This is a genomic window from Streptomyces sp. CoH27, from assembly GCF_020181035.1.
GTDB lineage: Bacteria > Actinomycetota > Actinomycetes > Streptomycetales > Streptomycetaceae > Streptomyces > Streptomyces camelliae.
This window is the reverse complement of record NZ_JAIQYY010000019.1, coordinates 88,854-114,835: the sequence shown is the minus strand read 5'-3', so window position 1 is coordinate 114,835 and position 25,982 is coordinate 88,854. Positions and strand designations below refer to the sequence as shown.

The 25,982-nt window shown below is 73.3% G+C and carries 23 protein-coding genes and 2 pseudogenes; 13 read left to right on the top strand and 12 right to left on the bottom strand.

Translation table 11 applies throughout. The features are described 5' to 3' along the window. Nucleotides 1–253 precede the first annotated feature (253 nt). The 4 genes from LE548_RS29945 to LE548_RS29930 all read left to right on the top strand — a co-directional run bounded on the left by LE548_RS29945 (nt 254) and on the right by LE548_RS29930 (nt 4,753). A complete protein-coding gene (locus LE548_RS29945) occupies nt 254–1,600 on the top strand; it encodes a magnesium transporter MgtE N-terminal domain-containing protein (RefSeq protein ID WP_225100083.1) in 1,347 nt (448 codons plus the stop codon). Further along, nucleotides 1,597–2,883: an NRAMP family divalent metal transporter gene (locus tag LE548_RS29940; RefSeq protein WP_225100082.1), complete on the top strand. Its 1,287-nt coding sequence runs from the start codon at nt 1,597–1,599 to the stop codon at nt 2,881–2,883. The genes LE548_RS29945 and LE548_RS29940 overlap by 4 nt, the downstream gene beginning before the upstream one ends. Nucleotides 2,884–3,018: 135 nt before the next feature. Continuing rightward, on the top strand, nt 3,019–4,044 hold the full coding sequence (locus LE548_RS29935) for a cytochrome c oxidase assembly protein (RefSeq protein WP_225100081.1): 1,026 nt from the start codon (nt 3,019–3,021) through the stop codon (nt 4,042–4,044). A gap of 64 nt (nt 4,045–4,108) precedes the next feature. After that, nucleotides 4,109–4,753 (top strand): class I SAM-dependent methyltransferase, encoded by a 645-nt coding sequence (locus LE548_RS29930; protein WP_225100080.1) that lies wholly within the window; start codon nt 4,109–4,111, stop codon nt 4,751–4,753. A 390-nt stretch (nt 4,754–5,143) separates the two neighbouring features. On the opposite strand, the gene LE548_RS29920 is transcribed toward LE548_RS29930, so the two are convergent. After that, nucleotides 5,144–6,094 carry an SGNH/GDSL hydrolase family protein gene (locus LE548_RS29920; RefSeq protein WP_225100079.1) on the bottom strand — a complete coding sequence of 317 codons (951 nt, stop codon included), beginning with the start codon at nt 6,092–6,094 and terminating at the stop codon, nt 5,144–5,146. A 181-nt stretch (nt 6,095–6,275) separates the two neighbouring features. Here LE548_RS29920 and LE548_RS29915 point away from each other — a divergent pair, with 181 nt between their 5' ends. Continuing rightward, complete coding sequence (locus tag LE548_RS29915) at nt 6,276–7,472, top strand: CdaR family transcriptional regulator (RefSeq protein WP_225100078.1); 1,197 nt, start codon at nt 6,276–6,278, stop codon at nt 7,470–7,472. Here the strand turns inward: LE548_RS29915 and LE548_RS29910 are convergent. Beyond that, entirely contained in the window at nt 7,443–8,432 is a 990-nt protein-coding gene (locus LE548_RS29910) for a LysR family transcriptional regulator (RefSeq protein ID WP_225100077.1), read from the bottom strand. The genes LE548_RS29915 and LE548_RS29910 overlap by 30 nt on opposite strands. Nucleotides 8,433–8,571: 139 nt before the next feature. Between LE548_RS29910 and LE548_RS29905 the strand changes: the two genes are divergently transcribed. Next, the gene (locus LE548_RS29905; RefSeq protein ID WP_225100076.1) at nt 8,572–9,492 is read left to right on the top strand and encodes a zinc-binding dehydrogenase; all 921 of its coding nucleotides are present in this window, start codon (nt 8,572–8,574) and stop codon (nt 9,490–9,492) included. A 48-nt stretch (nt 9,493–9,540) separates the two neighbouring features. After that, on the top strand, nt 9,541–9,957 hold the full coding sequence (locus tag LE548_RS29900; RefSeq protein ID WP_225100075.1) for a nuclear transport factor 2 family protein: 417 nt from the start codon (nt 9,541–9,543) through the stop codon (nt 9,955–9,957). Nucleotides 9,958–9,988: 31 nt separating this feature from the next. Here LE548_RS29900 and LE548_RS29895 read toward each other — a convergent pair. Next, nucleotides 9,989–10,330, bottom strand: a pseudogene (locus LE548_RS29895) (GNAT family N-acetyltransferase); the annotation flags it as partial. A gap of 74 nt (nt 10,331–10,404) precedes the next feature. Here LE548_RS29895 and LE548_RS29890 point away from each other — a divergent pair. Continuing rightward, entirely contained in the window at nt 10,405–10,923 is a 519-nt protein-coding gene (locus LE548_RS29890; protein WP_225100074.1) for a GNAT family N-acetyltransferase, read from the top strand. Between the two features lie 191 nt (nt 10,924–11,114). Continuing rightward, the gene (locus LE548_RS29885; RefSeq protein ID WP_225100073.1) at nt 11,115–11,975 is read left to right on the top strand and encodes an SDR family oxidoreductase; all 861 of its coding nucleotides are present in this window, start codon (nt 11,115–11,117) and stop codon (nt 11,973–11,975) included. Here LE548_RS29885 and LE548_RS29880 read toward each other — a convergent pair. After that, nucleotides 11,972–12,187, bottom strand: coding sequence for a hypothetical protein (locus LE548_RS29880; RefSeq protein ID WP_225100072.1), 216 nt, complete (start codon nt 12,185–12,187; stop codon nt 11,972–11,974). The genes LE548_RS29885 and LE548_RS29880 overlap by 4 nt on opposite strands. 188 nt (nt 12,188–12,375) lie before the next feature. After that, nucleotides 12,376–13,584, bottom strand: coding sequence for an MFS transporter (locus tag LE548_RS29875; RefSeq protein WP_225100190.1), 1,209 nt, complete (start codon nt 13,582–13,584; stop codon nt 12,376–12,378). A 252-nt stretch (nt 13,585–13,836) separates the two neighbouring features. Here LE548_RS29875 and LE548_RS29870 point away from each other — a divergent pair, with 252 nt between their 5' ends. Continuing rightward, nucleotides 13,837–15,708: an alkyl/aryl-sulfatase gene (locus tag LE548_RS29870; protein ID WP_225100071.1), complete on the top strand. Its 1,872-nt coding sequence runs from the start codon at nt 13,837–13,839 to the stop codon at nt 15,706–15,708. Here the strand turns inward: LE548_RS29870 and LE548_RS29865 are convergent. From LE548_RS29865 to LE548_RS29850, 4 genes and pseudogenes are all read right to left on the bottom strand, one after another. Further along, on the bottom strand, nt 15,698–16,939 hold the full coding sequence (locus LE548_RS29865; RefSeq protein ID WP_225100070.1) for a CdaR family transcriptional regulator: 1,242 nt from the start codon (nt 16,937–16,939) through the stop codon (nt 15,698–15,700). The genes LE548_RS29870 and LE548_RS29865 overlap by 11 nt on opposite strands. Nucleotides 16,940–17,058: 119 nt before the next feature. After that, nucleotides 17,059–17,309, bottom strand: a pseudogene (locus LE548_RS29860) (isocitrate/isopropylmalate family dehydrogenase); the annotation flags it as partial. Between the two features lie 117 nt (nt 17,310–17,426). Then, nucleotides 17,427–18,590 carry an MFS transporter gene (locus tag LE548_RS29855; protein ID WP_225100069.1) on the bottom strand — a complete coding sequence of 388 codons (1,164 nt, stop codon included), beginning with the start codon at nt 18,588–18,590 and terminating at the stop codon, nt 17,427–17,429. After that, nucleotides 18,587–19,177: an XRE family transcriptional regulator gene (locus LE548_RS29850; RefSeq protein WP_225100068.1), complete on the bottom strand. Its 591-nt coding sequence runs from the start codon at nt 19,175–19,177 to the stop codon at nt 18,587–18,589. Before LE548_RS29850 ends, LE548_RS29855 begins: the two co-directional genes overlap by 4 nt. Between LE548_RS29850 and LE548_RS29845 the strand changes: the two genes are divergently transcribed. Then, entirely contained in the window at nt 19,176–19,697 is a 522-nt protein-coding gene (locus LE548_RS29845; protein WP_225100067.1) for a GNAT family N-acetyltransferase, read from the top strand. The two genes, LE548_RS29850 and LE548_RS29845, sit on opposite strands and share 2 nt — an antisense overlap. A 24-nt stretch (nt 19,698–19,721) precedes the next feature. Here the strand turns inward: LE548_RS29845 and LE548_RS29840 are convergent, their stop codons facing one another. Further along, on the bottom strand, nt 19,722–20,810 hold the full coding sequence (locus tag LE548_RS29840) for a histidine kinase (protein WP_225100189.1): 1,089 nt from the start codon (nt 20,808–20,810) through the stop codon (nt 19,722–19,724). Nucleotides 20,811–21,070: 260 nt separating this feature from the next. Next, nucleotides 21,071–21,748, bottom strand: coding sequence for a response regulator transcription factor (locus LE548_RS29835; protein WP_225100066.1), 678 nt, complete (start codon nt 21,746–21,748; stop codon nt 21,071–21,073). 211 nt (nt 21,749–21,959) lie between these two features. Here LE548_RS29835 and LE548_RS29830 point away from each other — a divergent pair, with 211 nt between their 5' ends. Together LE548_RS29830 and LE548_RS29825 are read left to right on the top strand one after the other, a co-directional pair. Further along, nucleotides 21,960–22,103: a hypothetical protein gene (locus LE548_RS29830; protein ID WP_225100065.1), complete on the top strand. Its 144-nt coding sequence runs from the start codon at nt 21,960–21,962 to the stop codon at nt 22,101–22,103. Between the two features lie 19 nt (nt 22,104–22,122). Next, complete coding sequence (locus tag LE548_RS29825; protein WP_225100064.1) at nt 22,123–24,225, top strand: glycosyltransferase; 2,103 nt, start codon at nt 22,123–22,125, stop codon at nt 24,223–24,225. Here LE548_RS29825 and LE548_RS29820 read toward each other — a convergent pair. Continuing rightward, a complete protein-coding gene (locus LE548_RS29820) occupies nt 24,209–25,909 on the bottom strand; it encodes a DUF4157 domain-containing protein (RefSeq protein ID WP_225100063.1) in 1,701 nt (566 codons plus the stop codon). The genes LE548_RS29825 and LE548_RS29820 overlap by 17 nt on opposite strands. Nucleotides 25,910–25,982 lie beyond the last annotated feature (73 nt).

The window sequence follows — 25,982 nt, the reverse complement described above, 5'->3', positions numbered from 1 at the left end:
ATGGACAGTAGTCCGGGCCATAGTCGGCCCCTCATCGTGTTGTCCGCGCCATTCTTCCGCGGCCCGGAGCAGCCTCTTCTTCCCTGACCCCCGACCGGCCACCGGCACACCGGCCCAGGTCGGCCGGTGTGCTGTCGTGCGCCCGGCGCGCCCGGCGCGCGGTCCGGGGGAGGACGTGCGCTGCCGTGGGCCGCCCGTAGCCCCGTCACGCCGGGGCAAGGGGGTGTTCACTTTGGCTGCCCACACTCTGCTCATGTCCACTTCGGCCCGTCTGCGAGACCGCCGTGTCAGTCTGGAGCGCCGTGCCACCGCGTCCAAGGCGGTCCGCACCTCGCTGGTCTCCCTCGCCGGGCTGATCGGCGGTCCGGTCACCAACCAGTCGGGCGACGAGGTGGGCCGCGTCGTCGACGTCGTCGCCCGGCTCTACGGCACCGACTCCTACCCTCCGGTCACCGGGCTCATCCTGCGCATCGGCCGACGCCACACCTTCGTGCCGGCCGACGCCGTCGGCAAGGTGCACGCCGGACACGTACGGCTGCGCACCGCCCGCGTCGACCTGCGGGACTTCGTGCGCCGGCCCGGCGAGGTGCTGCTGGCCAAGGACGTCCTCGACCACCAGCTGGTCGACGTCGACGGCGTACAGGTCACCCGGGCCGCCGACCTGTATCTGGCACCCCTGGTGGACCAGATCGTCCTGGTCGGGGTGGACGTCTCGCTGCCCACCCTGCTGCGCCGGCTCGGCCCGCGCCGCTGGCAGGCCCGCCCCACGCCGGAGCGGGTGCTGGACTGGCAGTCCGTCGCGCCCTTCGCCGAGCAGGCCACCGAGGGCCCGCCCGAGGTGCGGCTGCGCGCCTCCCGGGCGGCGCTGCACCGGCTGCGCCCGGCCGACCTCGCCGACATCCTCGAAGACCTCGGCCGCGCCGAACGCCAGCAGCTGCTGGGCTGGCTGGAGCCGGAGCGGGCCGCCGACGCGCTGGAGGAGATGGAACCGGCCGAGCTGCAGAACCTGCTGCGCGAGGCCCAGCCGGAGCACGCGGCCCGCCTGGTCGACGAGATGGAGCCCGACGAGGCCACCGACGCCCTGCGCGACCTCACCCGCGAGGAGCGCGAAGCCCTGCTGACCCGGATGCCGAAGGACGAGGCGGCCGAACTGCGCCGGCTGCTGACCCACCGGGAGGGCACGGCGGGCGGTGCCATGACCACGCTGCTGATCACCGCCCGGCAGGACGAGTCCGTCGCCGAGGTGCGCGGCCGGCTGGCCGAACAGGCCGAACACCGCACCGAGATCGACGCGGTCGCCGTCGTGGACGGCACGGACCGGCTGCTGTCCGACATCCCCCTGTTCGACCTGGCGGTGGCCGAGGACACCACCCCGATCGCCGACCTGGTCGCCTGGCGGGTCCAGTTCGGCCCGCCGGACACCGTGCACGCCGACACCTCCCTGGCCGAGGCAGCCGACCAGCTCGTCGCGGCCCGTGCCTCCTCACTCCTGGTGGTCGACGACAGCGACCGCCCGCTCGGCCGGATCCTGGCCGACGATCTGCTCGACGCCCTGCTGCCCGAACGCGGCCGGCTGCACTTCCGGAGGTTCCTCCAGTGACCCGCGACCTCGACACCGCCACCGCGGCACCGCAGGCCCCCGCGCGCCGGACCGGCTGGCGGCGCCTCACCATGATCGCAGCCGTCGCCGGACCCGGACTGGTCGCCGCGAACGCCGGCAACGACGCGGCCGGCATCGCCACCTACGCCTCGGCCGGCTCCCAGTACACCTACGGCACCCTCTTCTTCATGGTGCTCGTCACCATCGCCCTGGTGATGGTGCAGGAGATGGCCGTACGCCTCGGCGCCCACACGGGCAAGGGCCTGGGAGCCCTGATCCGCGAACAGTTCAGCCTGCGCCTGACCGCGCTCGCCGTGTCCTGCCTGCTGCTCGCCAACACCGGCCTGGTCGTGTCCGAGTTCGCCGGCATCGGCGCCGCGTTCGAGCTCCTCGGCGTGCCGAAGTGGGCGGTCATCCCGCCGGCGGCGGTCCTGCTGTGGGCGCTGGTGCTGTTCGGCTCCTACCACTGGGCCGAACGCATCTTCCTCATCATGTCGCTGGCCTTCTTCGCGTACCCGCTCGCGATGATCCTCGGCCACCCCCACTGGGGCGCGGTCGGCCACAACCTGGTCATCCCGCACGTCGAGGCGAACAAGGACTTCATCCTGCTCGCGGTCGCCCTGATCGGCACGACCGTCAGCCCGTACATGCAGTTCTACGCCGCCGCGGGCGTCGTGGACCGGGGCGCCAAGCCCGCCGACTACCCGCTGATCCGCGCCGACGCCATCCTGGGCGCCGTCTTCGCCTGTCTCATCAGCCTGACGATCATCATCGCCACGGCCTCCGCCATCGGCGGCACCGGCCCGCTGGACTCCGCAGCCCAGGCCGCCGAGGCCCTCAAACCGGTCGCGGGCCAGGGCGCGGAGCTCCTGTTCGCGCTCGGCCTGCTCGGCGCCTCCGCCCTGGCCGGCGCCGTCGTCCCGCTCTCGGCCAGCTATGCCATAGGAGAAGCCGCCGGCGTGGAGCGCTCCGTCTCCCGCAGCTTCCGCGACGCCCCGCTCTTCCTCGGCCTGTTCACCGCCCAGATCGTGCTGGGTGCCACGGTGGCCATGACCCCGGTCGACGTCATCCAGCTGCTGATCGGCACCCAGGTCCTCCAGGGCCTGATCAGCCCCGTCGTCCTGGTCTACCTCCTGGTCCTGACCAACCGCCGCTCCGTCCTCGGCCCGGCGGCCAACGGCCCGCGCTACCGCATCGCCGCCACCGCTGTGGTCGTCGGTGTCGCGGCCATGTCGACGATCCTCCTCGTGCAGACGGTCCTGGGCTGGTTCGGTCTTGCCTGATCCCCGCCCTTCACCCCGGCGCGCGGCACCCCGATGCCAGGTCCCGGCCCGCCGGGGACTACCGTCCCGTGGTGGACCCGAGCCGGACTCTTCCGCGCCGAGCCCGCCATACCGAACCAAAGGAGGACGATCCGCATGGATGGCCACGCGCTGACCGCCCTGTCGGCCGGCGAGCTGCCCGAGCTGACCACAGGACGTCTGCTGTCCACCTGGCAGCTCGACATCCCCGCGCTGCTGCTGGTCATCGCCCTGGGCGCGCTCTACGGCCGGGGCGTCGCGCGGCTGCGCCGGCGGGGCGAGTCCTGGCCGCCGGGCCGCGTCGCCGCCTTCGTGCTGCTCGGCCTGGGCGCGCTGGTGGTGGCCACGATGTCCGCGCTGGCCGTCTACGACCATGTGCTGTTCTGGCCGGCCGCCGTGCAGAACATCCTCCTGGACCTGGTCGCCCCGCTGGGCCTCGCCCTCGGCGACCCGCTCCGGCTGGCCGTCCTGGCCCTGCCGGAGAGCGCCGGCGGGCGGGTGCGCCGGGTGATGTCCGGCCGCCTGGTACGCGTACTGACCTTCCCCCTGGTCAGCACCGCCCTGGTGCTGGCCACGGAGCTGACGGTCTACTTCACGCCGTACTTCGCCACCGCACTGCGCGTGGGCTGGCTGCACGAGCTGATGTATCTGCACCTGCTCGTGGCCGGCTCCCTGTTCGTCGTACCGGTGCTGACCCACGAGGAGGCACTGCCCAGCTGGTGCACCCACCCGGTACGGGCGGGACTGGTCTTCCTGGACGGCATCGTCGACGCGGTCCCCGGCGTGGTCGTGATGACCCACGGCACCCTGATCGCGGGCGCCTGGTACCTGCACCACGCGCCGGCCTGGTCCCCGGACGTCCGGCACGACCAGCAGCTCGGCGGCGGCGCGATGCTCAGCATCGCCGAGCTGGTCGCGCTGCCCTTCCTGCTGGCCCTGCTGTACCAGTGGGCGCGTGCGGAGCGGGTCCAGAACGCCGCGCTGGACCGCCGCCTGGACGCGGAACTCACCCCTGCCGTCGTACCCGCGGCCACCTCCGCCCCCGTCCCCGAGGCGCCGTCGGCCGAGCGGGTACGGCCGTGGTGGGAGACCGAACAGAACGATGTCGCCGCCAGGATCCGCAGCCAGCACCGGGAGAAGTGACCGGCCCGGCCGGAGCCGGACCCAGCGGCAACCGGTTGCCGCGTCCCGGCTACCGTGACCGGGCATGAGCGCGGACCACTGGCTGGCAGACACTCGAACCTCCTACGACACGGTCGCCGGGAGCTACGCCGACTTCGTACGCGAGGCTCTGGCCGGGGCGCCGTACCTGCGCGCGTCGCTGGCGCTCTTCGCCGACCTGGTGAATGCTGCCGGCGGTGGGCCGGTGGCGGACGTGGGCTGCGGACCGGGGCATGTCACCGCGCATCTGCGCGCGCTGGGTGTCGACGCCTTCGGCATCGACCTTTCCCCCGCGATGGTCGACGTGGCCCGCCGCGACCACCCCGGACTGCGGTTTGAGGTGGGCTCGATGACGGACCTCGACCTCGCCGACGCCTCACTCGCCGGCCTGCTCGCCTTCTGGTCGCTGATCCATGTTCCCGACGAGGCCGTCCCCACGGTCTTCGACCACTTCCGGCGCGTCCTGCGCCCCGGCGGACCCCTGCTCCTCGGCTTCCGCACCGGCGACGAGTCGACGCTGAAGGCGCGGGGCTACGGCGGCCATCCGATGCACGTCCACGTCCACCGCCGCCGGCCCGACCGGGTCGCTGACCGGCTGCGCGCGGCCGGATTCACCGTCGAGGCGCACATGGCGCTCGACCTCGACAAGAGCGCCTCCGGCGCGATCCTCTTCGCACGCCGCCGGTCCTAGAGCGTGTTGGGGAAGGGGCTTGTTGCCGGTATTCAAGGGAGCGGGGCCTTGGCAGACAGCAGGTCGCCTACCGCCGCCACCAGCCAAGCCATCGTCTGCCGAGCCCACCAGCATGCGGCCGGGGCCCGCAAGAAGGGGGCTCCCGGTCCGGCCCCGTCGTCCGCCAACGGCGTGGCGCCCGAGCCGGACGACCACACGCCGGGCCGCTCGCGCGGTGGCCTCGGCCGGGCCACGGGCCGGCCGACCGGGCCTGCTCCTCCCGGGCCATCCGCGCATACCTGCGCCGCCGGCAGATCCCGCACACCATCCCGGAGAAGCGCGACCAGGCCGGACACGCCCTGGTCCCGGGTCCGGCCCGCGCACCGCGCCCCGCGGGCCGGACGGACGGGATCAGCGGCCGAGCGCGCCCAGTACGGCGTCCGCCATGGCGTGTTCACCGGTGGCGTTCGGATGGAGCGACAGGGCGGGAGAGGTGGGGATCAGTCCCTCGATCCAGGGCGACGAGGAACAGCTGTCGTGGCCCAGGGTCGCGGTGAGCGTGTCCACGTAGGTGGCGTCCTCGGCTCGGGCGGTGGTGGCGACCGTGTCGTCGAGCTCGCCGAGAACCGAGCGCAGGAACGCGATGTCCCCGGTCGTGACGGGCATCTTGCCCAGGCACTGCCCGGGGTCGTCGGGAAGCACCGCCGGATAGCCGACGACGAGCACCCGGGCCTGCGGGGCGTGCGCGTGGATCAGCTGGAGGGCACTGCCGAGCTGCGCCGCGGCGGAGTTCAGCCGATCGCTGAGGGTGTTCCGGTAGTAGTCACGACAGGGGGTGCCGAGCGGATCGGTCACGGAGAGGGCGGAGCAGGTGGCGGCCACGTCGCCGAATCCGAAGTCGGACGTGCCGAGGTTGTCGCCCGCAACGGTGAGCGTGACGAGGCTGGTGTCCGGTGTCACGGCGTCGAGTTGCGGGCCGTTGACGACGGCCCCGGCGTCCGTCTGGGCCGTGGTGAGCGCGCTGACCTTCGCACCGGCGCAGGTCACGTCCCGGTACGCCGGCGGGGCCAGCGACTGCGCGACGAGGTGGCCGTAGTCGTGGTCGGAGCGCAAGCACAGGCCCGCGGACTGCGCGGGGACGCCGGCGCCGGCGGCGTACGAGTCCCCGAGCGCCACATAGGTGCCGCTCCCGCCGGAGTCCGAGGCCGTCGCGTGGGCGGCGGTGGCGGAGGCGGTCGCCAGGAGCAGGCCGCCGGCGAGGGCGGATGCCCATCTCCTGAGCGCCTTGGCGCGGGGGGCGGCCTCGCGTGGGTGCGGGGCTCGGTGGGTGTGGTGCGTGCTCGTGGATGCGGCTCTGGGCACGGTTGCTCCTGGGGAGGTGCGACGACGGAAGACCAACTCCGGTACCGGCCGGTAACGTTGCCGTCATCGTCGTAGCCGCCCGCCCCACGGGCCATGTGCCCGCGGACAGCGGAGCACCGGCCCCGTTGTCCCCGTGCACAAGCGCCCTGTGCGCCGGGCGCCTCTTTGTAACCTGCCGGTCATGAGCCGCACACCGCCGCCGCCTGCCGCGATCGCCCCCGTCGCGGCCGCACTGCTCGGCCGCGCGCCCGACCTGGGCGCCCGCATGGCCCGCCGCATCCGCGCCGAAGTCGGCTACTACGGCGGCGAAGGACCCGTCACCTTGGAGGAGTTGACCGCCAGCTGCCGACGCAACACGGAGCTGGTCTTCGGGCAGTTGGCCGACGGCTGTACGGGCGGCATGGAGCCGGCCGAGGAGACGGGCCGCAGAGCGGCACGCGAGGGAGCGCCTCTGGGGGAACTGCTGCACGCCTACCGCGTCGGCTCGGAGTTCCTGTGGTCCGAGCTCGCGGCCGCGGCCCGTGCCGCGGACGCCGTCACCGCCGACACCGTCGTGGCCCTCGCGGCGTGGTGGGTGAACGAGGGCCTCGCGGCGGCGGCCAGCGACGCCTACCGCGAAACCGCCTCGGAACTGCTGCTCCAACGCGACCGTGAGCGGTCCGTGCTGGTCGAGGCCCTGTTCACGGGTGTGCTCACCGACCGCACCACCCTCTGGGAGGCCGCTGACGCGCTCGGCCTGCCGGCCGAGGGGCCCTTCCTGGTGGTGGCGGCCGGTGTCCCCACGCCTGGGCGGGAGGCGCTGCCCGGCATCGAGCCCCGGCTGCTGGCCGAGGGGGTCCGCTCGGCCTGGCGGCTGCTGCCCGACCTTCAGGTCGGCGTCGTGGCGGCCCGCGGCCCGGACGCCGGGGACGCCGCCCTGCGCGTCCTCGGCGGTCTCCCCGCGGCCCGGGTGGGGGTCAGCCCCGCGTACCACGCCCTGCGCGACACCCCCAGGGCGCTGCGGCTGGCCCGCCTCGCGCTGGCCCGGGTGCCGCGGAACGCCACGGGCGTCGTACGGTTCGACGACGGACCGGTGGCCCTGCTGGTGGCCGCGTCGGTGGACGAGGCCACCAGGATCGCGCGCACCGTCCTCGCGCGCGTACTCGACCTGCCCCGCGAGGAACGGGACCGGCTGCTGGAGACCCTGGAGCAGTGGTACGCGGCCGGCGGCTCGGCGGCCGACGCGGCGCGGGGGCTGTACTGCCATCGCAACACCGTCCGCTACCGGCTGCGCCGGCTGGAGGCCCTGACCGGCCGCTGTCTCCAGGACCCGCGCGCGGTCGCCGACCTCTCGGTGGCCCTCCACGCGCTACGGCTGCTGCCGCCCGAGGAATGGTGAGCCGCCGATCGCCTGACTCGGCGCCAGTTTTGCGTGGTCGGTGTCGGGGAGCCAGTCGCGCTGCGGGGAGTACTCCAGCCAGCGGCGGGCGCGGGCGGTCTCGGCGAAGCCGCGCAGCAGGGTGTCCAGCAGCGGGTGACGGCAGGAGTCGGACCAGGCCAGCGACCAGGCGTACAGCGGGGTCGGGTCCGCCAACGGGATGCTGCGCAGGCCCGCGTGGTCCGGCAGCGGCGCGTCGGCGGGGAAGAGGGTGAAGCCTTCGCGGTCGGCGCGGATGTGCTGGAGGAGGTGGTCCAGGCCCAGGTTGGGGCCGTCGTGCCGCCGGGTGATGCGGAACTCGTCGGCGAAGCGGCGCAGGAAGTCCAGGCGGCTCAGTTCGGCCGGGCTCCACAGGACGCCGTCGCGCAGATCGGCGGGCCGGAGCGCATCCGCACCGGCCAGCGGGTGGGACGGACCGAGCACCACGTCGACGGGTTCCAGCCGCACCAGCCGCTGGGTCAGCCCCGCCTCCCGCCCGTCCGGCAGCGGATGCACCCGGCCGAATCCCAGGTCCGTGTCACCGCGCAGCAGCGCCTGGGCCACTGACGGCCAGTCACGTCCGGGGCCCGGCTCCCACCGCACCGGATCGGAGGCCTGGACGGCGGCGACGGTGCGCATCGGCGCGTACAGATGCCCCCACGTGTCGATCCGTACGGCCGCTCCGGCGCCCGTGACCGCCGCGACCGCGCGTTCGCCGGCCGCGAGCGCCTCACGCGCGGCCGGCACGAACCGCTCGCCCGCCGCGCTCAGCCGGACGCCGCCCTGGCGCTCGAAGAGCCGGGCGCCGAGCAGCTCCTCCAGCCTGGCGATGCGCTTGGACAGCGCCTGCTGGCTGGTGCCGAGCTCCTCGGCGGCACGCCCGAAGTGCAGCGTGCCGGCCGTGGTGACGAAGGCGCGGACCAGGGCGAGGTCGAGATCCATGCCGCTGACCTTATGCGACAACGCGGGGTTGTCGGCCGGCCGGTCCGGTTGTTGGCCGGGTCGGCGCCCGGGCCGGTCAGATGGTCTCCGACGCGACAACCGACCGACGGCCGACAGGCCGGCGAGGAGGACGACACCGATGAAAGCCTTCATACCGACCGGGGATCCCGCCGAGCCCGTCGTGCTCGCCGACGTCGCCGAGCCGACGCTCCGCCCCGACGAAGCCCTGGTGAAGGTCGAGGCGTTCTCCGTCAACCGGGGCGAGACCTTCAAGCTGGAAAAGCCCGTCGCCGGTGACCGCCCCGGCAAGGACATCGCGGGCCTGGTGGTGCAGCCGGCCGCCGACGGCAGCGGACCGTCGGGCATCACCCGGGTGGTGGGACACCCCATGTCCGGGGGCTGGGCGGAGTACGTGGCAGTGCCCACCAGCGCGCTCGCCGAACTGCCCGACAGCGTCAGCACGCTCCAGGGCGCGGCCCTGCCCCTGGCCGGGCTCACCGCACTGCGGCTGCTGCGCACGGCCGGACCCGTCCTGGGCCGGCGGATCCTGCTCACCGGCGCCTCCGGGGGAGTGGGCCACTACGTCACCGAGCTGGCGGCGGCCGCCGGGGCCCAGGTCACCGCGGTGACCCGGGACGCCGAGCGCGGCGCGCGGCTCGTCGAACTCGGCGCCGCCGACATCGTCCACGACGTCGCCGACGCCCGAGGACCGTACGACATCGTGCTGGAGTCGACCGGCGGCCAGGCCCTCGCCACCGCCCTGGCCCGCCTCGCCCGGCGCGGCACCCTCATCTGGTTCGGGCAGGCCGGCCGCACACCGGTGACGCTCGACTTCTTCGACTTCTTCACCGGCCCCGAATCGGCCGTCGTCCGGCACTTCCACTACCTCGACGCCGACACCCGTCTCGCCGACGACCTGGCCGTGCTGGTCCGGCTGACCGCCGAGGGCCGGCTGCGTCCCGAGATCGGCCGGGTCGCGGACTGGGCCGACACCGCGACCGCACTCACCGACCTGCGCGACCGCCGTATCCGGGGCAAGGCCGTCCTCACGCTGTCCTGAACCACGCTCAGACCGACGGATCTCACCACTCACCCAAGGAGTACGACCATGACCACCACCGACCCCAGGGCCGTCGTCATCCGCTACGTCGAGGCCGTACGCGACGGTGACGCCGACGTCATCCACGACAGCTTCGCCGCGGACGCGACCTGGCACTACCCGGGCAGCCTGCCCGTCTCCAAGGTGTGGCACGGCCGCGACGAGATCATCAACGAGTTCCTCGGCAGCATGGGAACGGTCTTCGTCCCCGGCACCGTGGAGATCGAACTGGTCAGCACGATAGCCGAGGGCGACCGCGTGGTGGCGGAATGGACCTCCAAGGCCAGGACCGTGTACGGCGGCGTCTACGACAACCGCTGCCTCGGCATCTACACCGTCCGCGACGGCAGGATCACCTCGGTCGTCGAATACGCGGACACCCACCATGTGGCCGCGACCCTGTTCCCGGGCCACGACGCCGAGTGAACGCGCCCCTCGGTCGCCGCCGGTCGACGTCTCAGAGATCCTTCCGCATCAGCACGCACATCGTCTCGTACCGGCGGACGGACCCGTCAGACCCTTCCACGTCCCAGGCATCCGGCGCGCGACCGTACGGGACGTACCCCAGGCGCTCGTACAGGGCCCGGACCCGCGGATTGTCCTCTTCCACGGCGAGTTCGGCCCTGCCCAGCCCACGGCCCGCGATGCGCTGTTCGGCGGCGCGGATCAGCAGCGTACCCAGGCCGCAGCACTGCAGCGCCGGGAGCACGGCGAGCTGCCAGATGGTCCCGGCGCCCTCGTGGGCCCGGTAGTCGACACCGCCGATCGCCACCGGCAGATCCACCGGGGTGCACACGGCAGGGCTCGCACCGGCACCGCCGCGGAACCGAAATTCCCAGGTGGTCGTGGTGACGGATCCCTTACGGTGCCCAGATGGTGACGGTGCGAGAGATGACGGAAGCCGACATCCGGGCTGTGTCGGCGATACGGGTGACCGGCTGGAAGGCCGCGTACGCCGGGATCCTGCCTCGGTCCTACCTCGATGGCATGACGGTCGAGGCGGATGCGCGGCGGCGCCGACAGCACGTCACGCGGCCGCGGCACGGCGTGGCCGACCTGGTGGCGGTCGACGCCGGCGGAGCGGTCGTGGGCTGGGCCTGCCTAGGCCCCTGTCGCAGTGCCGACACCACCTCCGGGACCGCCGCCGAGCTGTACGCCCTCTACGTCCAGCCCGCGCTCATCGGCTCCGGTATCGGTCGCACACTGCTCGAAGCCGTGCATGCCCGCGCGCTCGGCCATGGTTTCGACCAGGTGCTGTTGTGGGTCCTCACCGGCAACATGCCGGCGCGTAGCTTCTACGAACGCGCCGGCTACGTCCCCGACGGGGCGGTCCAGGCCGACGACTACGACGGTGTGTCCGTACCTGAACTCCGTTACCGTCGCGCCCTGTAGCAGGCGCCCTTCGGCAGGGCCCAGTTGACGTCGGACACGTGCCCCCACCCCTTCGTCTTCAGCTCCTCGCTGCCCCGTACCTCCTTCCGGGAGGTTTCAGCGTGGCCTGTTGCGCGGATCGTAGGCGGCGGCGGTTAGTGTGCTGACAGGAACGCGGCAGCAGTACCGGCACCCCGACGAGGAGAAGCGCGATGGTTTCCGCCGAGCCCACCTACGCCGTCACCGGTGCCACCGGGCGCCTGGGCGGACGGATCGCCCGCCGCCTGGCCGCAGCGGGCATCCCGCAGACCCTCCTGTGCCGCACCCCGGCCCGCGCCCCCGAGCTGCCCGGAGCGACGGCCGTACCCGGTGCGTACGGGAACCACGACGCCGTCGTACGTGCGCTGCGCGGCACCGACCGCGTCTTGATGGTCTCCGCCTCGGAGTCTCCCGACCGCCTCGACCAGCACCGCACCTTCGTCGACGCCGCGGCCGAGGCCGGCGTCGCCCACCTGGTGTACATCTCCTTCTACAGCGCCGCGCCCGACGCGACCTTCACGCTGGCCCGCGACCACTGGCACACCGAGCAGCACATCCGCTCCAGCGGCGTTCCGTTCACGTTCCTGCGTGACAACCTGTACGCCGACTTCATGCCCGGCCTGGTGGGCGAAGACGGTGCGATCCGCGGCCCCGCCGGGGACGGCCGGGCCGCCGTGGTCGCGCAGGACGACATCGCGGACGCCGCGGTCGCGGTGCTGCGTGAACCGGGCCCGCACGCCGGTCGCACCTACGACCTGACCGGCCCCGAGGCACTGACGCTCACCGAGATCGCGGCCACGCTCGCCGAGGTCACCGGGCGCCCGGTCTCGTACGTGCCTGAGACGGTCGAGGACGCCTACGCCTCCCGCGCGGGCTACCAGGCTCCCGACTGGCTCCTCGACGCCTGGGTCTCCACCTACACCGCGATCGCCGACGGTTCCCTCGCCGGGGTGAGCACCGCCATCGAGGACCTGACCGGCCACCCCGCCACCGCACTGGCGCAGGTGCTGCGCAGCGCGGGCGCCGCTCGCTAGCCGGCTTCCCGCGCCATCACGCGGCGGGCCGCCTCGGACTCCGCCGCCGGCGGGGACAGCTCGTCCAGAGTGTCGAGCTCGTCGTCGGATTCCAGTTCCCGTTCCCAGGCCGCCGCCAGCTGTTCCTGCTCCTGGCGCGGCCTGGCGCTGACAGCATCGCGGTGTTCCGGGTCCAGGGCCGCCAGGAATCGTTCCACCGGGTCCGAGGTCATACCGTGCTCCTTGTCGCAGGGAAGGATGGGTGTCACTCGTGGCCCAGCATGGCCAGAACGGGCCCGCCCCGGCCGCCCGACACCACCTGGAAACACCCTGATGGCCGCGCCGCTCCCCCCGGAGCCAGGAGGACGCCGGGCCGCTGCTCGCACCGACCGAGATCAACAGCCTTATGTACAGGACCACTTCAGTGGCCCACGCGCAGTGCGTCCCCGGAGGCCGATCCGGCCCGGCGTGCCGCGACGGCCATGATGACGACGGACGTCAAGGTGATGCCCGCGCCGACGTAGAGCGGGGCGGTGTAGCCGAGGCCCGCGGTGATGGCCAGGCCGCCGAGCCAGGCGCCGAGGGCGTTGCCGACGTTGGAGGCGGAGACGTTGGCGCTGGCGGCCAGTGCCGTGCCGTGGGCGACGTCGGTGACGCGGGTGATCAGTCCGGGGACACTGGCGAACCCGGACACTCCCATCAGGAACACCAGGATCACGGACGCCGTGGCGCTGCCGGCCAGCAGACCGAACACGGCCAGGGTGACGGTGAGTGCGAGGAGGGAGAGGAGCAGGGCGCGGTCGCGGTCGTGGTCGGCGGCCCGTCCGCCGATCAGGTTGCCGACGACCAGACCGACGCCGTACACCATCAGCAGCCAGGCGACGTCGGCCGGGGAGAAGCCGCTGACCTCGGTGAAGGTGTAGGCGATGTAGCTGAACGCGCCGAACATCCCGCCGTAGCCGAGCGCGGTGGCCGCCAGTGTCAGCCAGACCTGCCAGGACCGGAAGGCGCGGAACTGGGCTCGCAGGGCGGTGGGCGGCAGCGGGCCCGAGCCGTCCGGGGCCGTCGGCGGCTGGGCCCGGTCCGCCCGGCCGGGGACGAGGACGGCGATGCCCACCAGCGCCAGCACGCCGACCGCCGTGACCGCCCAGAACGCCGCCCGCCAGCCCCACCGCTCGCCGACCAGCGCGCCGAACGGCACGCCCAGGACGTTCGCGACGGTCAGCCCGGCGAACATGACCGCCACGGCGCGGGACTTCCGCTCGGGCGCGACCAGGTCGCGCGCGACCAGTGAGCCGATCCCGAAGAACGAGCCGTGGCACAGCGCCGCGACGATCCGCCCGAGCAGCATCACCGGATAGCCGGGCGCGACGGCGGACAACAGGTTGCCGATGACGAACAACGCGACGAGGCCGACCAGCACGCTCTTGCGGGGCAGCCGCGTCGTCGCCGCGGTCAGCGCGATGGCGCCGATCGCCACACTGAGCGCGTACCCGGAGATCAGCCGGCCCGCCGCCGCCTCGGACACCGCGAAACTCGACGCCACCTGCGGCAGCAGCCCGGCGATCAGAAACTCGGTCAGCCCTATCCCGAAACCTCCGAGCGCGAGCGCGAGGAGGCCGCTCGGCATCCGTCGCGGTCCGGGCGTGAGGCCGGTTTCGCTCATGGGACGACCCTCACCCCGCGGCGGCGGATCCGTCCATGGACAGAGGCCGGCGTCCCTTGGACGAAAGTGAAAGTGAAGGTGTCCGGTCCGGTCGTAACCGATGGGCAGCCGGGGAACCTGTACTGACTTCCGCTTCCGGTGGTTGTGACGGGTCAACGGGCGCTCTGTGACAGGTCATCAAGCGTCTCCGCCTCGGGCGTGTGAGGATCGACGACCATGACCGGCAGTGAGCAGGAGCCCATGGACAGCGGCCTGGCCTGGGACGACGAGCAGGACTTCGCCGACGCGGACCGGGGGTTCGTCGCCCGGCTGGACCCCGGTGTGGTGCGGGACGCGGACGGCCGGGTGGTGTGGGACGCGGACGCCTACGCCTTCCTGGACGACGAGTGCCCGCCCACCGCGCATCCCTCGCTGTGGCGGCAGAGCCGGCTCGTGGCGCGCCAGGGGCTGTACGAGGTCGTGCCCGGCATTCACCAGGTGCGCGGCCTGGACCTGTCGAACATCACCTTCGTGGAGGGCGAGCGCGGTGTCGTCGTGATCGACCCGCTGATCAGCGCGGAGGTCGCCGCTGCCGCGCTCGCCCTGTACCGCGAGCACCGCGGCGAACGGCCCGTGACCGGCGTGATCTACACCCACTCCCACATCGACCACTTCGGCGGGGTGCGCGGCGTCGTCGATCCGGCCGAGGTGGCCGCCGGCCGGGTGCCGGTCATCGCGCCGACCGGGTTCCTGGAGCACGCGGCCGGCGAGAATGTCGTCACGGGCACGGCGATGGCCCGCCGGGCGGCCTACATGTACGGGGCCGCGCTGCCCAAGGGACCGGCCGGGCAGATCGGCTGCGGGCTCGGACAGACGACGTCGACCGGCAGCGTCGGCCTGATCGCGCCCACCGTCCACATCACCGCCACCGGTCAGGAGGAGACCGTCGACGGGGTGCGGATCGTCTTCCAGCTCACCCCCGGCACCGAGGCCCCCGCCGAGATGAACTTCCACTTCCCGGACCTGCGGGTGCTGTGCGCCGCCGAGAACGCCTGCCACACCCTGCACAACGTGCTCACCCTGCGCGGGGCCCTCGTCCGCGATCCCAGCGCCTGGGCCCGGTATCTGACGGAGACGATCCGGCTGTTCGCCACGGACACGGACGTCGTCTTCGGCTCCCACCACTGGCCCACCTGGGGGCAGGACCGGGTCGTACGCTTCCTGGAGGAGCAGCGGGACGCGTACGCCTATCTGCACGACCAGTCCGTCCGGCTGATCAACACCGGGCACACGGGAGCGGAGATCGCCGAGCAACTCCGCTTTCCGCCCGCCCTCGAACGGGCCTGGCACACCCGCGGCTACTACGGCTCCCTCAGCCACAACGCCAAAGCGGTCTACCAGCGCTACATGGGCTGGTTCGACGGCAACCCGGCCCACCTGTGGCAGCATCCGCCCGCCGAAGCCGCCGGCCGGTACGTGGAGTTCATGGGCGGCGCGGATGCCGTGGTCGCCAAGGCGAGGAGGTCCTACGGAGCCGGTGACCTGCGGTGGGTCGCGGAGGTGCTGAGCCACGTCCTGTTCGCCGAACCAGGCCACGGGGAGGCCCGCGCCCTGCAAGCCGACACCTTCGAACGGCTCGGCCAGGGCGCGGAGTGCGGACCCTGGCGCAACTTCTACCTGATGGGCGCGGCCGAACTGCGCGGCGGCATCCTCGGCACGCCGACCCGCCGGGCCCCGGACATCCTGGCCGCCCTGACGATCGAGCAGATCTTCCGGTCCCTGGCTGTACGCGTCAACGGCCCACGCGCGGCCGCGGCCGGACGGCTGCTGCTGCGCTGGGAGTTCATCGACAGCGGCGAGGTGTGGACCCTGCTGCTGTCCAACGGCGCGCTGACGGCGACACCCGGTGACGCCCCACGCGGTGAACGGCCCGCCGCTGAGCTGCGGCTGGCCCGCACCACGCTCGACACCGTGGTGGCCGGCGCTTCCACCTTCGCCGACGAGATCGCGGGCGGCACGGTGGTCCTCGACGGTGACGTGCGGGCCCTGATCACGTTCGGATCGCTGCTGGACGCCCCTGATCCGGACTTCGCGATCGTCACCCCGTGACGCCTGCGTCCGTCTCCGTCTCTGTCTCCCGCAGCAACAGGGCCGCGAGGACCAGGGCGGTGTCCCGCGGGTCGGCGAGGCTGACACCGGTCAGCTCCTGGACACGGGCGAGCCGGTGGTCGACGGAGTTGGGGTGCAGGCTGAGCCGACGGGCCGTGGCCCGGCGGTCCTGCCGCTCCTCCAGATGCGTGCGCAGCGTCTCGACCAGTTCGGGCCGGCCGGCCAGGGGGTCGAGCAGGGCGGCGATCCGGTCGCTGCCCTCGCTCGGCCGGGACAGGTGGTACTCCAGCAGCACGTCGTCCAGCCGGTGCAGTCCGGGCGGCCGGCCACACGCGGCCGCGACCCGGACCACCTCCCCGGCCAGCCGTGCCGCGCGCGGTATGTCACCGGTCCCCGCAGCGCGGGCCGCCGCCAGCCGTACCTCAGGCCCGGTCGCCTCGCGCACCAACTCCACCATCCGCGTAGGTGGTTCGACTGCTCCCGGTACGACGGCCAGTCCGCCGCCGGCGTCCAGCAGAGCGGGCACGTCCGTCCCGAAGGCCCGGTCCAGCGCCGTCTGAACACGCCGCACCAGCCGCCGTACCCCGACCGCGGAACCCGGACCACCGCACGTGACCGCCGAGTCGCCGAAGCGCAGGCACAACACCAGTGCGGGCCCGCCGGGCACGGGTCCGCCGGTGACCGGCCGGCCGTCCAGCAGAGCGCGGGCGTGCGAGCGGCGCTGTTCATGCCGTTCGGCGGCGAGGGCCGCCTCTTCGTCGAGATAGCTCTCGGTGACGGCGCCCACGACCCGGTCCGCCGCGGTGAACAGTGCCTCGGCGAGCTCCGCCAGGGCATCCTGCTCACCGGGGCCGGCGGTCTCCCGCAACGCCCGGAACAGCTCCTTCGTACCCAGGGTGTAGGTGCGCAGCAGGAGGTGCAGCGGCATCCCCTCCTCGGCGCGCTGGGCGGCGCGCTCCTGGAAGTGCTCCAGTGCATCGGGGCGCGGCCGGGCGGCGCCCCGGCGCAGGAACAGCCGCATGCCGTGCCGGGCCGTCGCGGCGATCTCGACGTCCTTCACATCGGCGGGCAGCTCCGCGTACCCGCGCACCTGCTCGAAGACGTCGCCTGCCATGCGCCGGGCCAGCTCGTTCACCCGAGGCTCGCACCGAGCGGCGAGCGCCGCCGCACCGGCGGACAGCTCCCGCGGACGCTCGCCGCTGCGCCGGTCCCCGTCTTTCTCCCGAGCCATGGATCACCTCGCCGCCGCTTGTGATCCGTCACGATAACGGGCGCCCCACGCCGGTGGCCTCGAAGGGTGCCGGTCAGGAACCGGCGGGCCCAGGCCTGTTTCGGCACAGATCAGAGGTCTCAGGGGAGCTCGATCAGCGTGTCGGTGAACTCGGCCGTGGTCGCGGTGCCCCCAGGTCGCGGGTGCGCACGTCGGTCGTGGCCAGGACCGAGGCGATCGCGTCCACGATGTCCTTGGCCGCGGCGCGGTGGCCGAGCAGCATGGCCGCCGACCAGATCGCCCCCAGCGGATCGGCGATGCTGATGGGTCCGGCGACGGCGACGGCGAGGCCGCTGCGCATGTCGCCGAAGCGGCTGGAGGCGACCACGACCAGCACGAAACGCCGGCTGCCCAGCGCATGCCAGGCGACCCTCTTGCCGGAGACCGGGCCGGGGGACGCGAGCAGGCCCAGCTGCGACCGCGCTCTGCTCCGCCCGTGCCGACGTCGTCAGCGGCCGGCCGGCGACCGGCTGCCGAGGGCGGCCGCGAGGAGCAGTGCGGTGGTCGCGGTGAGGCCGATGCCCTGCCAGCCGAGGGTGTTGAGCAGTGGTGCGGTCACGGCGGTGCCGACGGCGCCGCTGGTGAAGTACAGCACGAGGTAGACGCCGCTGAGGCTGCCGGAACGTGCGGGGGCGAGGGCGATGATCCGGCTCTGGTTGACGGCCTGGGCGGCGAAGCAACCGGCGTCGAAGACGGCGAGCCCGAATGCGGTCACGGGCGGGCTGTCGAGGCCGGTCGCGAGCAGCGCGGTGCCGGCTGCGGCGGCCAGTACGCAGGCGGTGCGCACCGTCGCCGGGGCGTACCGGTCGGCGAGGCGTCCGGTGAGCGGGAGCGCCGCGAAGCCGAGGAGCCCGGCGAGGCTGTACAGGCCGATGGCACCCGGGCTGAGGGAGTGGGGCGGCTGAGCGAGGGCGAAGGCGAGGGCGACCCAGATCAGATTGAAGGCGAAGTACCACAGCCCGCCCATGGCCACCGCGCGGCGCAGCTCCGGGAACTGGCGCAGCAGCGGCGGGAGTGAGGCCGGAGCCGGCCGGTACCCGCGGTCGGAGTGCGGGCGCTGCCGGGGCAGGAGCGTGGCGGCGGCGATCGCGCCGAGCAGGGCCAGGGCGGCGAACACGAGGAGCATGCCCCGCCAGCCGAGGACACTGGTGAGCGCTCCGCCCGCGAGCCGACCGAGCAGGATGCCGGCCGACATGCCGGCGGCCACCGTGGCGACTCCCGTTCCCCGACGCCCTGTCGGGGCATGGCGACCGGCGATAGTGCTCGCCTGGGCCGCGACACTGGCGGTCGCGCCGATGAGGAGATACGCGGCCAGGAGCACGCCCGCGCCGGGTGCAGCCGCGGCGAGGGCGAGGGTGGCGGCCAGCGCGGTGAGCTGCGCGCCGACCAGGCGGTTGGGGGCGAGGTGGTCGGTGAGGGGCAGCAGGAGGGCGAAGCCGGCCATGCAGCCGGTGAGCGCCGCGGTCGGCACGAGTCCGATCACGGCGAGCGGCATGCCCAAGTCGGCGGCGACCGCGGTGAGTTCGGGCTGGATGGTGTAGTTGTTGGCGATCGCCGTCCCGGCTATGGAGGCGAGCAGAAGCGTGCCGCCGCGGGGGAGCGGGCGGGTCACGGGGTGGTGCCGCGGGTGAGGATGACGGCGTAACGGCACTCGCTGCCCGTGGTGTTGGCGAACACGCGCTCGGCGGGCTCGCCCAGCTCGATGGTGTCGCCCGCGCCCAGTTCATGGACCGTGTCGCCGTCATGGAAGGTCAGGCGGCCGTCGAGGACCCAGACGACCTGTCGTACGAAGGCGAACGCGGCGGCCGGATACGGCACTCGGGCGCCGGCCGGCAGATGGATCTCGGCGATCTCGGCGGGGAAGCGCGGCCCGGTGATCTGGCGGCGCCGGTAACCGGTCGCGGGGTCGCGCCACTCGGCCGTGTCCGCCGGCCGGCGCACGCCCGACGCCCCCTGGGTGTCGTCCGGCGCTCCTTCGGCGAGGGCGAGCAAGGAGGCGACACTGAGCTGGAAGGCCGCGGACAGCTTGCCCAGGACGACGGCGGTGGGGCTGCTCTCCGCCCGCTCGATCCGGCTGATCATCGCCTGGGACACACCGGAGGCGTCGGCCAACTGGGCCAGGGTCCAGCGGCGGCGTTCCCGCTCGGTGCGGACACGTGCCGCGATCCGCTCCACCAGGGGATCTACTATGTTGGACATGACTGCAATATACGCAAGGAACCCGGCGGCTGTGAGCGTGCGCCCCGCCCGGGCCGAGGACGTGGAGGCGATCCGCGCGATCCGCAACCACGCCGTCGAGCACTCGACGGCCCTGTGGACCCGGACCCCGCAGACCGCAGCCCAGGGCGTCGCCTGGCTGGCCGCCCATCTGGAGCGCGGTTCGGCGTTCGTCGCCGAGGCCGGCGGCGAGGTGGCCGGGCTCGCGGTCTACGGCCCCTGGCGGGAGCTGGACGGATACCGGCACACGGTGGAGAACTCGGTCTACGTCCGCGAGGACCGGCACGGACTCGGCATCGGCTCCGCACTGCTGACCGCCCTCATCGCCGCCGCCCGCGAGGCCGGCCACCACGTCATGATCGCCGGCATCGAAGCCGGGAACACGCCCTCGATCCGCTTGCACGAACGCTTCGGTTTCCAGCACGCCGGCACGCTGCCGGAGGTCGGCACCAAGTTCGGCCGCTGGCTCGACCTGACACTGATGCGACTGCCCCTGAGCTGAGCCGCGGTGCCCCGGTCTGCCAGGTCACTCCGGCTGAGCAGGGATCCGCAGGCTGACCTCGTAGCCCCCGTCGGAGGTCACGCCGGAGGCGAACGTGCCGTGCAGGATCTCGGCGCGCTCCCTGAGGCCGACCAGGCCCTGTTGCGAGCCGGGCAGGGGCAGGGAAGGACGGGTGGGGCGGCTGTTGGTGACCGTGACGCCGACATGGTCGCCGTCCCGCCACAGCTCCACCGTCGCACCGGCTCCCGGAGCGTGCTTGCGCACGTTCGTCAGCGCCTCCTGCACCGTGCGGTAGATCGCCCGCTGGGCGGGAGTGCTGACCGTGTCGGGCAGCCGGCCGGTCAGCTCCGCGTCGATACCGCTCGTGGCGACCAGCCGTCGTACGTCGGCCAGCGTGGGCTGCGGGGTCAGCTCGGTGGCGCGGCCGCCGGAGGCGCGCAGCAGGGCGACCATGTTCCGCAGTTCGTCCAGCGTGGAGACGCTCAGCGAACGGATGGTCCGCGCGGCCTCCCGGGAGTCCGTGTCCTTGGCGGCGACCTGAAGGGCGCCGGCCTGGACGGCGATCAGGCTGACCTGGTGCGAGACGACGTCGTGCATCTCACGGGCCAGCTGGGCGCGTTCACGGGCGAGCACGGCCTGGGCGTGCAGCGCCCGCTCGTGCTCCCTCGCCTCCTCGATCTCGGCCAGCCGCTGCGACAAGTCCCGCCGCGCCTGCACCAGTTGGCCGAGCAGCACGGGGGCGGCGGTGCCGGCCAGGGTGTAGACGAACTGGATCAGCGTCCATGTACGGTCGCGTGAGTCGGGGTCGTGCCATGGCCAGGGCGCGGCGGAGGCGGCCGCCATCAGCACGGCGCACCCTGCCGGCAGACGGCGGTCACGGGACCGTTCGGCCAGGGCGAACAGGGCCGCGAGAGGGGCGAAGACGAGGTCCGCGACCACGGTGGCCGGCAGCGTGAGCAGGACGACGGTGAGCGGCAGAAAGCGGCGCAGCGCGAGCGCCGCACAGGCCACCGCGGCGAGCGCCACCCCCAGCAAGGAGGTGTCCGACACCGCGAGCCATGCGTCTCCGGCCGCCACGGCGACAAGCCCGCCGTCGACCAAGGGCGCCGGCACCCGTGGCCAGCCCACCCGCCGGTCTCTCGCCGACGGGCCTTCGGCCGGCCCGGCACCGACCACACGCGCCCAGCCCACTCGCCACCCGTTGGTCAGGGAGCGCTCGGCCGGCCCGGCATGCCCGCCATCGAGCGCGGGTGCCGGCACATGCGCCGGCACCCGCGCCCAGCCCGCTCGCCGCCTGCTCGCCGGCGGGCCCTCGGCCGGCCCGGCTCGCCCCGTGTCGGCCGAGGGATCCGGGGTGTCCGCCCGCCGGCCGCTCACCGGCCGGTCCTCGGCCGGTTCCGCTCGTCCAGGAGCCGGGCCCGCTGTGCGAGGAGCGCGGCCTGTATGCGGCTGGTCACCCGAAGCTTGGCGAAGATCGCGCTGACGTGGTCCTTCACGGTGCCGGCGCTGAGATGGAGGCGCGTTCCGATGTCGGTGTTCGACAGCCCTTCCGTGACGAGCATGAGCACATCGCGTTCCCGTGCCGTCAGCCGCTCCACGCGGGCCGTCTCCTCGGCGTCCGCCGCCTCCGCGCCGGGGTGGCTGAGCAGCAGGGTCCGGGACGCCTTGGGGGACATGACGATGCCGCCGGCGGCGAGCGTGCGCACCATCTGGGCCAGCTGTTCCGGCTCGGTGTCCTTGAGCAGGAAGCCGGCCGCCCCGTGGCGCAACGCCGCCAGCACATACTCGTCGGTGTCGAACGTCGTCAGCATCGCCACGACGGGCGCGTCCGGCAGCGTACGCACCTCACGCAGCACGGTGAGCCCGTCCACGTCCGGCATGCGGATGTCCAGCAGGACGACGTCCGGACGCTCCTCGCGGACGCGGGCCACGGCCTCGGCGCCGCCCACCGTGGCGACCACCTCGATGCCGTCGGCGGCGTTCAGGATGAGCTGGAAACCGGAGCGGACGAGCGCCTCGTCGTCCACCACCACTACCCGGATCACGTGCATCGCGTCCCGCTCTTGTCCGTTCTGCGTCTGTCGCCTACGACCTTAAGAGGGGCCGGCCACCGGCACGGTTGCCCGGACGAGTGATCCAGTCAGGTGGGGGGTCGCCTCCCGCCGGCCGGCGGGGGTGCTCCGGCCGGCCGGCGGATGTCCCGCGCGCAAGGCCCGGTCCGAGGCTGGACAGCATGACGCACAACACGGAAACGGACGCCCGGTGAAAGGACAGCTCGGCGGCGGCAGGGAGGCCGCCCTGCTGATCGTCATGGCGTCGGCCGCGGTCCTGGCCGTCCTCCGTCCGGACGTGTACGCCGCCCTCGCCCACCGCGCCGCCTCGGCGCTCGCCGGACTGTTCGGCTGAGCGGACCCGAAGAGACCCGATGAAGATCACTTTCCTGCTCTACGACGCCTACGGCACCGACGGCACGGTCCGCGCCACGGCCAACCTCGCCGGCGCCCTCGCCGACCGGCACGACGTGGAGATCGTCTCCTGCCATCGCACCGCCGACCGGATGCGCCTGACACCGGCGCCGGGCGTGAAGGTGCGCACACTGGTGGACCTGCGGCCGGCCTCCCGGCACCACCCGGGTCGCATCGCCGGCCAGCGGGCCCGCGACACCGTGTGCCCCCACGACACGGTGCACCACGGCCCGACGCCGCCCAGCGCACTCGGCGAGGAACGGCTCGCGCGCTTCCTCCAGGACACCGACGCCGACGTGGTGATCGCGACACGGCCGTACCTGACCTGCTTCCTGGCCGAGCACGGCCGCCCGGACCAGCTGCGCATCGGCCAGGAGCACGCCGGCCGCGATCTGCACCCGGAGGCGCTCCGGGACGACCTGGACAGGGCCGTGTCCCTCCTCGACGCCTATGTGAGCGTGTCCGCGGCGGACGCGCGCGCCCACCGCCGGGCCCTGCATTCCGCACCCACCCGCCTCACGAGCATCCCCGCGTGCAGCCCCGCGCCCCGCACGGAACCCTCGTCCGGGCAGTCGCGAACCGTGGTGACGGCGGGGCGGCTGACGGCGCCCGAGCGGTACGACCGGCTCGTCGACGCCTTCGCCAAGGTCGTGGCGGTGCACCCGGACTGGACACTGCGCATCTACGGCCGCGGCCCCGAGCGCGGCCGCCTGCGCCGCCGTATCCACGAACTCGGTCTGCACGACCACGTCCTGCTGATGGGGCCGCGCACGCCCATGGACCCGGAGTGGGCCAAGGGCGCCATCGCCGTCGTGCCGAGCGGCGCCGAGCCCTCCGGCCTGCCCCTCGTGGAGGCCATGGGCTGCGGGGTGCCCGTGGTGAGCACCGACTGCGGCCACGCCCCCCGCGAGATCGTCACGCACGGCGAGGACGGCCTGCTCGTTCCGGCGGAGGGAGCCGTCGAGGACGCGCTCGCCGACGCGCTGTGCCGGCTGATCGAGAACGACGCCGAGCGCCGCCGTATGGCCGCCGCGGCCCGCCGGACGGCCGTATGCTTCCGCCCCCGGCACATCGCCGCGCAGTACCAGGCCCTCTTCACCGACCTCAGGCCGGAACTCGGCAGCCGGAGCCGGGGCTCGCTGCCGCGCGGAGGCCGCCCGGCCGCCCGCGCCGGCCTTCCGCCGTGGCGCCGGGCGCTGGAACGCGTCGGCCTGGCCGGACTCGGATCCCCGGTCGAGGTCGGCTGCCGGGTATTGGCCGACGGCTCGATCGCCTTCCACGCCGACCGGCCCGCCCTCACACCCGACACCTGGAACCTCGTGCTGCGCCCCCGGGACGCAGCGGCGGGCGACGCCGTCCGACTGCGGCTCGAACAGCGGACGGAGGGCGACGGGCGGGGCCTGCGGGCGGTACTGGACAAGGCTTCCTGGTCGCTCGCCGAAGGACACTGGGACGTGTACGTCCAGCACGTGAACGGAAGCAGGTCCCGACCGGTCCTCGCGGGCCCGGTCGAGACGGCCCGGCTGCTGGACCCCGCCGCGCGCCGCCCGTCCGACGCGGGCTGCACCCCTTGGATCCCCTACCCGGCGCGGGACGGCGCCCTGGCCCTGCGCACCTGGCGCCGGCCGGCCCACGCTGAGGTGACGTCGGTCGCCGTCGGCGACACGGCGATCGAGCTGACCGGCTCGCTCCACGGGCGCATCGCCCGCGCCCACCACTACCGCTTCCGGGCCCGGCTCCAGGGACACCAGGACCGGGCCTTCGACGCCCCCTGCCACGTCGACCCGTACGGCGACTTCCACATCGTCATCCCGCTCACGACCGCCGCCGAACACCACCCCGGCACAGCGGCACGGTGGGACCTGCGCCTGAGCGCGTACGGCGGTCCCGAACTCCGCCTGGGCATGCTGACCGGCGACCTCGCGGACCGCAGGGACATCACCGCGTTCCCGGCGGCCCACCGCTCGACGCCTGAAGGCCGGCTCACCGTCCAGCTCTGCCTGACGCCCGATCACGACCTCGCACTCACCACCCGGGAAGCCGTGCTCAGCCCTCGATCGTGATGGACAGGACCGCCCCGATGAACCCTCCGGTGCCCACCTGGACACCGTGCCAGGTGTCGCCCGAATCCGGCCTGGTGCCGTACATCTTGAAGAAGAACAGGGGGTCGCCGCCGGACGCGGTGGCGTTGCCGACGCCCGGGTCGCGCCGGGCGTAGTTCTCCATGGTGACGTAGTCGTTGCCGCTCGTCGCCACAGTGGCACCGAAGTGGTACTCGAAGGTGTTGTCCCGGTCGCGGCCCGCCTCCTGCTGCGCGTCACCGTAGCCGACCGTCACCAGGGCGGAACCCGGAGGCGGGGGCGGCAGGAACTCGTTCAGCCCCAACTGCCTGAGCGCATCCTCCAGTTGGGGCGAGCCGGCCGCCTTCAGGTTCTGGAAGGTACGGCTCATCCGCTGGGAGTAGGCCAGGTAGGCCTGCTGGTCGCCGTCGACGCCCTTCTGGAAGGCCTCCTTGACGCCGTCGAGACGCTCGCTGCCGCTGTCCTCCACGATGTCGAGGACCCGGGCCAGGAAGTTCTCCCAGGCGCCGATGCCCTGCGCGGACAGACCCTTCCTGCCGGTGACGAACTCCGCCATCTCGTTGCAGCGTTGCGGAGTCAGGATCGACAGCCCGGTCGCCTTCCTCGTCATGCCCAGCTTCCCGGCCACACCGGCCTTCTTGGTCTCCACGACCGGCTTGACCTGGTACAGCCGCAGCTCCCCCGACTCGCCCTGCACGCGCAGATAGCGGGTGCCCCGGTGGAGCCGTACGCGGCCGGCGAGCGCCTCGTTCGCCCGGTCGATGTGCGCTTGGGTGGCGAAGAAGACCTTGGACTCTCCCGGTCCCTGCTCGATCGCCAGATCGAAGCCGTCCGACAGACGCAGCCGGACACTGCCGTTGAAGACGATGTTGGCCGTCCTCGACTGCGTGTCGGAGAAGTAACTGCCGTCCGCTTCCTGCTGACTGGGAAAGAAGTGGTCGTCGCTCTCGGCGCTCTTGGTCGAGCCGATGGACGCGCGCCGGTGCTTGGTGGGGTAGTTGTCGGCGCCGGGTTCGATCTCGACGTAACGCTGGACGGCGGCCCGTCCGCCGCCGCCGGTGTCCCCGGCGCGCTGGAGGGCGGGGGAGGGGGTGCAGCCTGACATGACGCGGTGCGCCGTGGCCTCGGCCTCCCGCTCGAAGCGGTCGGAGGGATCGCTCAGCCGCAGGCCCTGACCGGTGTCGGTGCCGGAGACAGGGCCGGAGCGCTGCTGGACGACATGGGTGAGCTCATGCGCGAGGGTGTGCTTGTCCCCGCCGTTCGCACCGATGACGATGTGATGGCCGGAGGTGTACGCGCGGGCGCCGATCTCGCTCGCCGAACGCTGGGCGGCGGCGTCCGCGTGCACGCGGACGTCACCGAAGTCCGCGCCGCCGAAGCGGCTCTCCATCTCGGTGCGGACACCGGAATCCAGGGGCCGGCCCGGGGAGCGCAGTACGTCGTGCACCCCGGCCCCGGGTGCGTCGTCGGTGCGCTGCTCCTGCTCCGGCTCGGACAGCAGCCGGGCCACCACCGCGTTCCCCACGGAGCGCTGCAGCGCCCGTGCCGCGGCCGGGGGCAGCCGTCCGGTCCGGACCGGTGCGGGCACCGTCGAGCGAGAGCCGACGGCGGCCGGCCGGACCGGCGCCCTGTCCGTGGTGGTGCCCGATTGCTCGTGCTTGCGCATGGTGCCCCTTCGCTGGAGGCCGGTGGCAGGATCCTCACCGGGAGTCTCGGCCGTGCCCCGGCGGAGGGGAAGA